The organism is Neobacillus sp. S1227, assembly GCF_055385255.1.
Map to the genome: position 1 here is coordinate 1056287 of NZ_AP038276.1, position 12321 is coordinate 1068607.

14 protein-coding genes are annotated in these 12321 nt (G+C 40.1%); all 14 read left to right on the forward strand.

Features of this window, described 5'->3' with window-relative positions:
• The first annotated feature begins 68 nt into the window (after positions 1-68).
• On the forward strand, positions 69-1325 hold the full coding sequence (locus ACZ5AE_RS05335) for an ATP-binding protein (protein ID WP_464570166.1): 1257 nt from the start codon (positions 69-71) through the stop codon (positions 1323-1325).
• A gap of 180 nt (positions 1326-1505) precedes the next feature.
• On the forward strand, positions 1506-2669 hold the full coding sequence (locus ACZ5AE_RS05340; RefSeq protein ID WP_464570168.1) for an HD-GYP domain-containing protein: 1164 nt from the start codon (positions 1506-1508) through the stop codon (positions 2667-2669).
• Between the two features lie 124 nt (positions 2670-2793).
• Positions 2794-4008 carry a hypothetical protein gene (locus ACZ5AE_RS05345; protein WP_464570170.1) on the forward strand — a complete coding sequence of 405 codons (1215 nt, stop codon included), beginning with the start codon at positions 2794-2796 and terminating at the stop codon, positions 4006-4008.
• Between the two features lie 184 nt (positions 4009-4192).
• Positions 4193-5275 (forward strand): hypothetical protein, encoded by a 1083-nt coding sequence (locus ACZ5AE_RS05350; protein ID WP_464570172.1) that lies wholly within the window; start codon positions 4193-4195, stop codon positions 5273-5275.
• The gene (locus ACZ5AE_RS05355) at positions 5262-7451 is read left to right on the forward strand and encodes a molybdopterin oxidoreductase family protein (RefSeq protein ID WP_464570174.1); all 2190 of its coding nucleotides are present in this window, start codon (positions 5262-5264) and stop codon (positions 7449-7451) included. The genes ACZ5AE_RS05350 and ACZ5AE_RS05355 overlap by 14 nt, the downstream gene beginning before the upstream one ends.
• A 1-nt stretch (position 7452) precedes the next feature.
• Entirely contained in the window at positions 7453-8016 is a 564-nt protein-coding gene (locus tag ACZ5AE_RS05360; RefSeq protein ID WP_213118184.1) for a 4Fe-4S dicluster domain-containing protein, read from the forward strand.
• Between the two features lie 11 nt (positions 8017-8027).
• On the forward strand, positions 8028-8552 hold the full coding sequence (locus tag ACZ5AE_RS05365) for a Rieske (2Fe-2S) protein (protein ID WP_464570176.1): 525 nt from the start codon (positions 8028-8030) through the stop codon (positions 8550-8552).
• Positions 8542-8733 carry a hypothetical protein gene (locus ACZ5AE_RS05370; RefSeq protein WP_213146534.1) on the forward strand — a complete coding sequence of 64 codons (192 nt, stop codon included), beginning with the start codon at positions 8542-8544 and terminating at the stop codon, positions 8731-8733. The genes ACZ5AE_RS05365 and ACZ5AE_RS05370 overlap by 11 nt, the downstream gene beginning before the upstream one ends.
• The gene (locus ACZ5AE_RS05375) at positions 8726-9037 is read left to right on the forward strand and encodes a hypothetical protein (RefSeq protein ID WP_464570178.1); all 312 of its coding nucleotides are present in this window, start codon (positions 8726-8728) and stop codon (positions 9035-9037) included. The genes ACZ5AE_RS05370 and ACZ5AE_RS05375 overlap by 8 nt, the downstream gene beginning before the upstream one ends.
• Positions 9024-9308: a hypothetical protein gene (locus tag ACZ5AE_RS05380; RefSeq protein ID WP_464570180.1), complete on the forward strand. Its 285-nt coding sequence runs from the start codon at positions 9024-9026 to the stop codon at positions 9306-9308. The genes ACZ5AE_RS05375 and ACZ5AE_RS05380 overlap by 14 nt, the downstream gene beginning before the upstream one ends.
• 185 nt (positions 9309-9493) lie before the next feature.
• Entirely contained in the window at positions 9494-10153 is a 660-nt protein-coding gene (locus ACZ5AE_RS05385; protein WP_464570182.1) for a sensor histidine kinase, read from the forward strand.
• 13 nt (positions 10154-10166) lie between these two features.
• A complete protein-coding gene (locus ACZ5AE_RS05390; RefSeq protein WP_464570184.1) occupies positions 10167-10820 on the forward strand; it encodes a response regulator in 654 nt (217 codons plus the stop codon).
• Between the two features lie 15 nt (positions 10821-10835).
• Positions 10836-11285 carry a GAF domain-containing protein gene (locus tag ACZ5AE_RS05395; protein WP_464570186.1) on the forward strand — a complete coding sequence of 150 codons (450 nt, stop codon included), beginning with the start codon at positions 10836-10838 and terminating at the stop codon, positions 11283-11285.
• Between the two features lie 14 nt (positions 11286-11299).
• Positions 11300-12310: a PAS domain-containing sensor histidine kinase gene (locus ACZ5AE_RS05400; protein ID WP_464570188.1), complete on the forward strand. Its 1011-nt coding sequence runs from the start codon at positions 11300-11302 to the stop codon at positions 12308-12310.
• The last annotated feature ends 11 nt before the right edge of the window (positions 12311-12321 follow it).

Below are 12321 nucleotides of genomic sequence, written 5' to 3' on the forward strand. Positions count from 1 at the left end.
TAAAATAGTATGGGGAATGAACATAATTTAGAATTTTTAGAATAGTATCTAGGTTAAGGAGAACACTCATGGAAATAAGCAGCAAAAGTCCAAAGCTAATATTTGAAGAAAAAAAGGCTATTAAGTTATTTTTGTGGCTATTCTATTTCTTCTTTATCATATATGAACTTGCTTGGAATATTTTATTGCCGAAATATACTGATTACGGAAACTTCGAATTGCTAAATAGTGGACTAGGTATATGGATTTATCCATTGGTTCTTATATTATTACCAGTGTCAATTTATCTCATTAAAAAGAAAGAACCGTATGTGGTTAAGTATTTTTTCTTGATTAGCTATATTTTAATCGATATTATCGATAATTTTTTAAGGTACTATGGGACTTCCCGCACTTTTGCGTCAGGAAATGTGGTTGAGCTTTTATTTCTTATTTTTTCTCCAGTATTTGTTAATAAAAAGTATTTTTGGACAACATCAATAGGTATTGTGGGGAAATATATTTTGTTGGGATTGATATTACAGACAACTAATGTCTTACCTCCTATTATTATCAGCATGGTAATTGCTGCAATTGCTTTTATCCTTTTAATTCGATTTTATTCCTACCTGAATTCTTTAATGGTAGTTCATGAAGAACTTCGTCAAAAGGAAAAACTAGCAGTTATTGGGCAAATGGCTGCGGCCATAGGGCATGAAATTCGCAACCCGTTATCATCATTGAAGGGGTTTACGCAATTGCAATTTGAATCCAACCCAAGTAGCAGCAAGTTTTATCCGATTATGATCCAAGAGATTGATAGAATTAATTCCATAGTTGACGACCTGATGTATCTGGGAAAACCGAGAGCAACTGAATTTAGTAATGTAGATATTAAAGAAATAATTAACTATACTGTTGCATTAACCAGTCAGCAGACTAATGCACAAGATGTGAAAGTGGAGACAATTATTGAAGAGACAATCCCACAAATTCAATGTGATGAAAAACAGTTAAAGCAAGTATTTATAAATTTATTGAAGAATTCGATTGAGGCTATGCCGGATGGTGGAAAGATTAAAATTTACCTCCAATTGCTGAGTAAAGAACAAAAGCTTTCAATATTTATTGAAGATGAGGGCAGCGGAATTACGGAAGAAACCATTAAAAATATAGGGAAACCATTCTTTACAACGAAAAAAAATGGGACAGGTTTGGGATTAATGGTAACAAAAAGAATTATCCAAGACCATAAAGGGGAAATGAAAGTGGAAAGTAAAAATGGATATGGGACAAAAGTAACACTTTTTTTACCTATTTCCCAGAATAATTTTGCAAAAAAGTAGTTCTTCGATTGTACAAAAATCAACAAAATAAAATGTTTCAAGGGATTAATTGATGATATATAATGAAGAAGAATACGGAATTTTTATAGTTTTTGTCATTTTATGTAAAGTGGATTTTGAATTCTGTTTATCTGCCATATTACCCATTACCTGCATATGATAGATAATTTGGAGGGTTTTATGTTACCACATGAAGAACGGCGCACTGTCAAATGGTTTCTTTTATTTTTCTATTTAATTTTCATAGGATACGATATTTTTAATTATTATCTCCTTCCAGCTTTTATTACACATAAAAAGAGCGGTTTTCCAAGCAATTTTTGGTTAATTAATTATATTGTATTATTATTTCTAATTCCCGTTATCTATTATATCAACAAAGTAAATAAGCAACATAAATTAAAATATGTTTTTTTTATTTGTTACTTATTTACCTCTTTTATAGTCGATATATTAACTTATTACGGGCGCGGGGATTCATATACTAGTGGTAATTTAGTCGAGGTTTTTTTGTTTTTATCTTTACCACTTTTCTTGAATACAAACTATTTTTGGTTAGTCAGTTTAGGTGTAGTAGCAAAGTATATTTTAATTGGCGTAATATTAAAGACTTCGTTTATTATAATGCCAATTATATTAGTTGTTATTTTATCGGTTATGTCCTTCTTTTTATTAGTACGCTTTCAGGGGTATGTTCGTTCAATAAGTAATTCGTTCGATAACCAGTTACAAGGAATTGTAAAAGGCGTAATTGCAACTTTAGAATTAAAGGATCCTTATACAAGAGGACATAGTGAAAGAGTTGCCAGTTATGCCTTATTATTAGCACAGCAAATCGGAAAATTTTCAAAGGATGAGCAAAAATCTTTTTATTGCGCATGCTTACTACATGATATTGGTAAAGTTCATATTCCTGATTCCATTTTGATGAAACCGGGAAAATTAACTCAAGAAGAATATGAAATTATTAAGCTTCATCCTGAAGTAGGTGCTAATGCAGTAAAAGATGTAGAGGGAATAAAGGATTGTATCTGTGTAATCGAATCTCACCATGAGCGTTGGGATGGAAAAGGATATCCTCGGGGGCTTAAAGGGGATGAAATTCCTATTTTAGCTAGAGTTACAGCTATTGCAGATGCATTTGATGCCATGACGTCATCTAGATCATATCGTGCTGCACTCCCTTTAGAAGAAGCGTATAAACGTATTTTGGATGGGAATGGTTCCCAGTTTGATCCCAAGCTTGTGGAAGAGTTTATGAAGGTTTTTCCTGCTTGGGTCAAATTTCATGATAGTTATCCATGGAACAAAAAATGGGAATTACTTAAGGAGGTGGAACCATGAAAATACGTAAGCTTAAGAAAGTCAAAGTAACTTGCTATTGGTGTGCTTGGTTCGGGATTAAGCCTTAAGTTAAAGCGAAAGGGATGCTGGCAATGAGCTAGGCATCCTTCTTTATTTAAAAATAATGCAAAGGATAAAGGGTGTTAATATGAACCTTACACTCGATTCGCATCTTGTATTAGTCTCAATTGAAATTCGTAAAGATAAAAAGAATTATATAGTAGAAAATACCGGCTCCGGGGAATTTTATGAAATGCCGGAGGTTTGTATCGATGCTATTCATTTAATCATCGAAGGCTATCAGTTAGGTGACATTGAAAGCCGGCTTAAAAGCAAGTATCCTCATGAAAAGGTTGATTTACTCGATTTTGCCGAACAACTTCTCGAACTGCAATTGGTTGTCGAAATGGATGGTGTGAAACTTGCTGCTCCAGAAAGGAAGCAAGAAAACTTTGGCTTTGAGTGGATTTCTCCTAAGTTGGGAATATTCTTTTTCAACAAAGCAGCTTATACAGTTTATGCAGCCTTATTTTTCATCAACGTTTGCCTTTTTCTAACTCACCCATCCTTATTTCCCAATTTTAAGGATATCTTTATTTTCGATTTAATGGTGCTGAACATCCCCGCATGGCTCGTTTTATCCTTCTGTTTTGTGTTGCTTCATGAATTTGGGCATGTACTGGCTATGAGGGCTTACCGGCTTCCTACGAAATTAACAATCGGACACCGCCTTTTCCTAGTCGTTTTCGAAACAGATATGTCATCCGTTTGGAAACTACCTTCAAAAGACCGAAATGTTTTATATTTGGCGGGGCTTTGTTTTGATACATTCGTTCTTTTTGCAGCACTGCTAGGTCAGTTGATTTTCGAAGACGTGTCAGGGATTTTCCTGAGTGTGCTAAAGGTTGTTGTATTAGATACCTTTATTCGGATGATTTATCAGTGCTGCATCTATATGAAAACAGATTTATATTATGTATTTGAAAATTCGACGGGTGCTTACAATCTTATGGAAAATGCCCAGCAGGTTTTTCGAAACTGGTTTAGATTTCGTAGACCTGCCCGACAAACTGAGGTTATCTTTGAAGAGGAAAAGCGGACAGTTATAACTTATACCGTATTTTATGTGCTGGGTGTGGGGCTGACGTTATCGTTATTTATCGGTTATTACCTCCCGCAAATGGTATATGCAATGACTACGATACATCACTGTTTTGGCTATGGACCGTCCACTTATCATTTCTGGGATGCATCCTTGTCAACGCTGCAATTAATAATCGGGCTTCTGCTGCTTCTTTATTCGTGGCATAAAAAGTACATCAAAAAGCAAAATGTCTAGCTCCAGTCCTAAGTCAAGGCGCTTCCGCTTTTCTATTTGTGACGAAGTTTTGTCAAAATTCGATATAGATAAGGGTTTTTTCCCCCCTAGATGGGGGAGTTCCCTGATAAAGATAACACTATTGTTTTTCTTACAATAACAGTAAGAAAACGATAGTGTTATTTTTTTGAGGAGGATCAAGAAAATGGAGTCAACAATTACAACGGCTAAAAAACGGGACCATTCCATCAATAATGCATTTGCTTCCCATTTTGCCAAATCGATGTTTTTAACTGTGGTCGGACTTGCGGTTTTAGTGTTTATCGGTACAAGAATGTTTACACATATCGACTTAAACCTTTATGGATATATGGTGGGAACTTTGACGTTCCTCGGAGGTTTCTTTTATCGCTTTATTTCCTGGGGTGAAAGACCGCCAACAAAAATTATTATTAAAAAAGGTATAAAACTTCTTTTTAGAAAAAGCACTCCAAAAACAGCAGTGAGTCACTTAGCGATTTATGACTTCATCAAAAAACGCGGATTTTATCGCTGGCTGCAGCACGTATTAATCGGCTGGGGCTGCGTGCTTGCTTGTTTAGTTACCTTTCCGCTCGTATTCAGCTGGATGTACTTTAATATGGATGGTAACGGCTACTACACAGTTGTGTTGATGGGAATAGACTTAGTGCGGATTAAAGCAGACGGAATCATCGCATGGTTTTCGTATAATGCTTTAAATATTTCAGCCATCATGGTCATTACAGGTGTCTGCATGGCGCTATACCGCCGTATGAAAAATATGCAGGCACGAGCAGAACAAAAATTCATGTATGATTTCTTACCGCTCTACCTGTTGATATTTATTTCTGTAACAGGGTTACTTTTAACAGTCCAAAACGTATTCTTGCATGGATGGATGCAGCCGCAAATGTCGCTGATTCACCAGTTTTCAGTTATCGTAACGCTAATCTACCTGCCATTTGGTAAACTTGCTCACATTCCGTTCCGTCCAATGAGTGTGTTTGCAAGAAACTATCGTGAACATTATGGAGAACAGCATATGAAAGAATGTAAAGTGTGCGGAGATAAATTTGTGTCAGTTGAACAATCGAACGATATTATTCAAGTATTGGGCACTAACAACATGGAGTTCAACATGGAAGACGGCTTTAATCTTGCGGAATTGTGCCTGCCATGCCGCAGAAAGTACCGTATCGCCAGATTCTCAGGATTCCCTACCCATCAAGTGAAGGTCAAGGAGGCAAATCAGAATGCAAGAGGTTAACCAAAAAGCCCCAAGAGATAAATTTTTTAGAGAAATCGAAAACGTACGCCACCCAAATGAAACATTAATCAAAACACACTGTGCTTATTGCGGTATGCAGTGCGGGATGAACCTAAGGGTGAATACAAAAACGAATAAAATTATTGGAGTGGAGCCTCGTTATGATTGGCCGGTGAATGTTGGCAAAATGTGTCCCAAAGGGGTTACCGCCTACCAGCAGACAAACCATCCAGACCGAATCTTAAGACCATTGATTCGTGATGATGCTTCCTTAAAAGGAACTAATAAGGGCTTCCGAGAAGCAACATGGGATGAAGCGTATGATTTAATCGCGCGGAAGTTCAAAGAGCTTCAAGAGAAATATGGCAAAGATACATTGTCTGTCTTCAGCGGTGTATCGATGACTAATGAAAAATGCTATTTAACAGGTAAGTTTGCTCGGGTTGCCTTGCAAACCCGCTATATCGACTATAATGGACGCTTCTGTATGTCCAGCGCAGCCGGCGGATTCCTCCGCTCCTTCGGTGTAGACCGCGGTTCGACTTTGCCATGGACTGATATCCATGAATCAGATTGCTTATTTATTGCAGGCAGCAACACCGCGGAGTGTCACCCAACTTCTATGTTCCGTGTTTGGAACGTACAGGAAAGAGGCGGATACCTAATCGTGGCTGACCCGCGTGAAACACCGATTGCCAGACGAGCTGATGTTCACTTGGATTTAAGACCGGGAACAGACTTGGCGCTGGCAAACGGAATTGTAAATTTATTAATTCAAAACGGCTTTGTAGATGAAGAATTCGTTAATCAGCATACAAATGGTTTTGAAGAAACAAAAGAACTGGTGAAGCAATTCACCCCAGAATATACAAGTCAAATTACCGGCGTAGCAGTTGAAAAAATCATCCGTGCTGCTGAAATTTACGGCAAAGCACCAAACGCAGTTGTTATGTTTGCCCGCGGTATCGAACAGCAGCATAAAGGGGTCGATAACGTTTCTGGATACACTAACATGGCTTTGGTTACAGGAAAGATCGGCCGTCCAAAATCAGGTGTTGCGACGTTTACCGGCCAAGGTAACGGTCAAGGCGGCCGTGAGCATGGCCAGAAATCTGACCTGCTGCCAGGCTATCGTAAAATCACCAATCCTAAGCATGTGGAGGAAGTATGTAAAGTTTGGGGAATCACTCCTGAAGAAATGCCGCAGCCGGGTGTTTCCGCAGTAGAAATGTTCCAGTTAATGGAGCAAAAGACCATTCGCGGTTTGTATTTACTCTGCTCCAATCCAGCAGTTTCAGCGCCAAATCAAAATTTTATTAGAAGGGCACTGAAAAGCTTAGATTTCATGGTTTGTGCAGATTTCTATCTTTCAGAATCTGCAGAATTTGCGGATGTCATTTTACCTACAGTCACTTGGTCAGAGGACGAAGGAACAGTTACCAACCTGGAAGGACGGATAATTAAAATTAATAAAGCTCAAGAGCCGCTTGGTGAATCAAAACCTGACTGGCAGATTCAGGTAGAGCTGGCTGAAAGAATTGGCAGAGGCAAATACTTCTCCCACTTAAAAACAGCCAGAGATGTGGCAGACGAGTTCCGATTAGCTTCTAAAGGCGGATACGCCGATTATTACGGTGCTACTTGGGATAAAATCGACAAGCAGGACGGGGTGTTTTGGCCTTGCCGTGATGAAAAAGATCCTGGTACACCACATATGTTTTTGGATAAAAAATTCTATCATCCAGACGGAAAGGCAAAAATTTGTGCGCTTCCATACCGTCCGCCGGCAGAAGAGCCGGATACTGAGTATCCATTGCGTTTAACAACCGGACGTGTAGTGTTCCATTATTTATCCGGTAACCAAACACGCCGCATTCAATTCTTGCGTGATATGTGTCCGGAGCCATATGTAGAAGTACATCCGGAAACAGCTGCAAAATACAATATTGAACATGAAGAATATGTCCGCCTCTACACTCGCAGAGGTGAGGCTGAATATAAAGTGAAAATTACCGAAGCTATCCGTAAAGATACAGTCTTTGTTCCGTACCATTTTGGACATGAACAATCTATTAATCTACTAACAATAGACGCGCTTGATCCAATCTCAAAAATGCCGGAATTCAAGGCATGTGCCGCACAGATTGAAAAACTAGAAATGAAGAAGGTGCAATAAAGTGGTCAAAAAGAGGTTATATCTTGAACTGGAAAACTGTATCGGATGCCGTTCCTGCTTGGCTGCCTGCACACAGTGCGGAGGGCACGAGCAGCGCAACCGCAACTATGTATACGATGTAAATCCGCTTAAAAATCGGCAGACGATGCCGCTAATGTGCCTTCATTGTGTGAATCCGGCATGTGCACGAAGCTGTCCTGCCCAAGCGATCCAAATTCACGAAACAGGAGCCGTTCTTTCGGCTCTTGTGGAAAAATGTATTGGCTGCCAAAACTGTACCATTGCCTGTCCGTATGGAATACCAAAGTTTGATACGGAGCAGAATTTAATGTATAAGTGCGACCTTTGCATTGACCGCACTAAGGACGGTATCCCGCCAATGTGCGCGAGCGTATGTCCATCTAATACACTTCAATGGCTGACAGACGAAGAAATTGAAGCAAAACAAAAGCAATTTAACCTCGATAATGGCAAATGGGTAACCAGCATGCCATATTTAGAAGGCGAAACTAACGTCCGAGTGAATCTCCCTGGAATCCTGCAGGGCGTCACAAAACTGTTCTAGGAGGGATTACCATGAGCGATAAAAATAATAAAATCCCGTTCAATGAAGATAATTATACTCACAATATCAATCGTAACAATGAAAGAAAGCTAGACCGCCGCGGGTTCATGAAAACCTTGGTCGGTGCAGCTGGTGTGTTTGCCGTTTCATCTCTTCCTTGGGGTGTCATGGCGGCGAAGGAGCTTAACCGCTTAGGAGATAAAAAATATCCGAAGCATAAAATTGCCGAATTAGACAAGGTTCCTGTCGGTGACGCTGTTGATTTTCATTTTCCTGGCGAGCACGACAGCGCCATTTTGATTCGCTTATCGGAAAAGAAGTTTGTCGCGTACCAAAATGCCTGCACGCATCTAAGATGTCCAGTTTTTTGGCAAAAGGATGAAGGCGAAATGCTGTGCCCTTGCCACCACGGAAAATTTGATGTTGAAACAGGTGCACCAATTGCCGGCCCGCCAAGACGTCCATTGCCTGAAATCCATGTGAAAGTGGAAAACGGTGCTGTATATGCCGTGGGGGTGAAGCGTTATGAAGCGTAGTTACATTCCAGTCGGTCTGCTGCTTGTGGTGCTGATGCTAAATATTATTTTTACACAATACATGGTGCATCAATATTTTTACGAAAATTATACAAATACCATTATCGCTGCTGTTGTGAATGTTGTATTATTCCCTGTCGCATTTATCATTTATAAAAAAGGTGTGAATGTCAATGACTAGTGAAACGTATATTGACTTCTGCTTTGTTCGCCCGCAGACAGGGGGATTTTCTATAGAGATTGACGAACTGCTGAAAACACTGTTTGCCAAGAAACGTTTAAATTGGTATCTCGAAGAAAAGTTCGTGGAAGGTGCCGAAATGGTTATCGCTGAAATTAAAGGGATGAGCAATTGGCTGTCCGAGGACGAAACGATTAAGTTTATCGAGGATAACGCGGGGGAGAAGTTCTGGGAGTACCTACAGGGCTACAAGATGTTCATCTACCCTGTTAAGAGAGGATGTAATAGCTGTGGCGTCCATTGATATCGAGAAAGTACAGGAGCGATTCGCTGGTGCTGAAGTTGAAATTGCCATTCAGGACCGTGAAGGCGGGGACCAGGCACCTGTTGTAAGGAAATCAATCACAATGGTGCAGCTGTGTCCGGACGGAACTCATCTCCGGTTCTACTTTGATAAATTTTACTTTCTGGCTGTGCCGCTCTCGAGTCAGGTAAATGAGTCTACTGGTTTGTGGTCGGCTACTGATACGGAAAGTGGGTTAACGTATATTTTTAAAAAGGTTCAGGTCTTCTAGGAGAACCTGAATTTTTTTATAAAAGAGGTAACCCTGAGGACTAAATGCTATAAAAATTCGATAGAAATGTCCGTAAGAGATGTTCCTAGGGACAAAACAGCTATAAAGTCCAGTAAATATGTCCTCAAAAATTGCAAAATATTTAATCCCAAACTGAACTAAAAGAGATAGGAGGGCAGGTAAAAATGGATTCATTAAAAACTAACCCGAATGTTTGCACATATATCATTGACTCCCAAGAAGAGGAAATCAAAAGAATTGCGCATGATCTGCATGAAGGGGTCGGCCAAAACCTATATAGTATTTTAACAGGCTTACAGTTTCTTGCATCGGGTGAACAAGATCCATCCAGAAAAAACTATATGCGGGAAATGAATTTACTGATTGAAAAAACAATCCAAGAAATCAGATTGCTTTCCGTCGAACTCCATCCGCCTGCCCTGACAACTCTTGGATTGCTGCCGGCCATGAAAAGCTATATTAGGTGTTATACCTCAACATTTGGCATACTTGTGGAGTTAGAGTCCAATGGTGAGGGGAAATTAATCCCGGAGAAACAAAGGATTGCCGTATTTCGCGTATGTCAGGAAGCGTTAATGAACATTGCGAAATACGCAGATACGTCCATTGTGAAAATGAATTTTTTCTGGAAAGAAAAAGCTTTGAAAATTACCATCCATGATTTTGGAAAAGGATTCCAACCAGAAGAGCTCCAAGGAAAAGAGCCTTCCTCAGGGCTCGCGGCGATGAAGGAAAGAATGCTTCTAATTGGCGGGCAGTGTATGATATCCTCTAAAATAGGAGAAGGAACATCGATAGAAATATCTCTTCCATTATCGAATTAAAGGAGAGTTTACATTGATAAGAATCCTGTTAGTTGATGACCACGCAGTGGTAAGAAGCGGCCTGAAAATGCTGCTGCAAACGAATCCTGAAATGGAAGTAGTCGGTGAAGCATCTGAAGGCAACGAAGGCATTAAAAAAGCGTTGAAGCTAAAACCTACTGTAGTCGTCATGGACCTAAGCATGCCGCATGGAAAAGACGGCTTAACTGCAACAACGGAATTAAAAAAGCAAATGCCTGAAGTGAATATTTTAATTTTAACGATGCATGATGATGAGGAATACCTATTTCGGGCTATTCAAGGCGGCGCCAGCGGCTGTATTTTAAAAAGCGCACCGCATGATGAATTAATGTCCGCAATTGAATCGGTGGCCAGGGGCGATGCCTATCTGCATCCTTCTGCACAAAAGCGGTTAATGGAAGAGTATTTAGCCGGCATGAAACAGGACGGCAATGATACGTACAATCTTTTGTCAGAACGGGAAAAAGAAGTGCTTACCTTGATTGCCAAAGGATACTCCAATAAAGAAATTGCCGAACAGTTAATCATCAGTGTTAAAACAGTTGAAACACATAAAAGCAATCTGATGGAGAAATTGCAGATGAAAACCCGGCCTGAACTGGTCGAGTATGCTGTTAGGAAGGGGTTATTGGGATATGGCATTTAAGGAGAACGAGCATAAATGTCAGAGTTGAGAGAACTCCTCGAAGTGGTTATGGTTTGTGAGCGGCTAAAAACCGAGATCGGTTGCGATTTTGTCGGGCTTGCCCTGCAAAATGAAACAGGACCCGATGTAAGGTGGCATTACGCTTCCGGAAATCTAAACGATAAATACAAACGAATAACAGTCCGTTTCGGAAAAGGAATCGCAGGAAAAATCATTTCTAGCGGCACTCCGATGCTGATGTCAGATTTTCCGAACAGTATTGTTGGAAAAGTGACTGATTATCCCATCATGCTTGCTGAAAAACTTGTTTCTACATACGCGGTCCCTTTATTTTTTAATGGTGTTCCAAAGGGAGTGCTGCTCATCGGGAAAAGGGAAGAATATACCTTTTTGGATGAAGAGCAGGAAAAGGTGGCCGATTCAGCGGAAGCCCTGGAACAGCTATTAAAGGAGCAAATATTTTGATGCGGGGGATGGAAATGGACAAGGATTTACAGCAAACAAGAAATGAATTGATGGATTACAAATTTGCCCTGGATGCCTCCTCAATTGTTGCTATCACCGATTCCAGGGGGATAATTACATATGTAAACGACCAGTTTTGTCTCATTTCCAAATTTTCAAGAGAAGAACTGATTGGGCAGGATCACCGCATCATCAATTCTGGACACCATTCCAAAGAGTTTTTTAAAGCAATGTGGAGAATAATTGGGAGCGGTCAGGTTTGGAAGGGTGAGATTTGCAATAAAGCCAAAGATGGTACCTATTATTGGGTTGATACGACGATTGTTCCGTTTTTAAACGATAATGGCAGGCCATATCAGTATTTGGCGATTCGCTACGAAATTACCGAACGCAAGCGGGTCGAGCAGGAACTGAAAAAAATGATGGCACGGATCATCGATGTTCAAGAAGAGGAGAGAAAGCGTTTTTCTCGGAATCTCCATGACGGAATAGGACAAAATCTATACAGTCACCTGATTACCATTAACCGTCTGTTATCAGAGATGGACCATTCGCTTTTGCAGCAGATGCAAGAGGAAGCGACCCAGTTAATTGAAGAAATCCGGGAAATCTCTTGGGAACTCCGACCGTCCGTCTTGGATGACCTAGGTTTAATTCCCGCGATTCGTTCTTATCTTTCTCGGTATTCCAATCATTATAATATTGACGTCTATTTTGATTGTGTATTGAACCGTCGTCTCGACATCAGCATTGAGTTGACCATTTACCGGATTATCCAGGAGGCGCTGACAAACATTCGAAAATATGCGGAGGTTTTAGATGCTTCCGTAACAGTAAGGGAAATAGACAATGTTGTCCGGGTAATGGTTGAAGATAAGGGAAAAGGGTTTGATTTAGGGAACCAGTCTCCGGGTGTCGGCCTTTTCAGTATGGATGAGCGAGCAAGGTCGGTCGGCGGAACCCTGACGATTAATACATCCCCGGGGAATGGGACAAAAATAATCCTAGAAGTGCCAATATCGTAAGAGTAAATGAA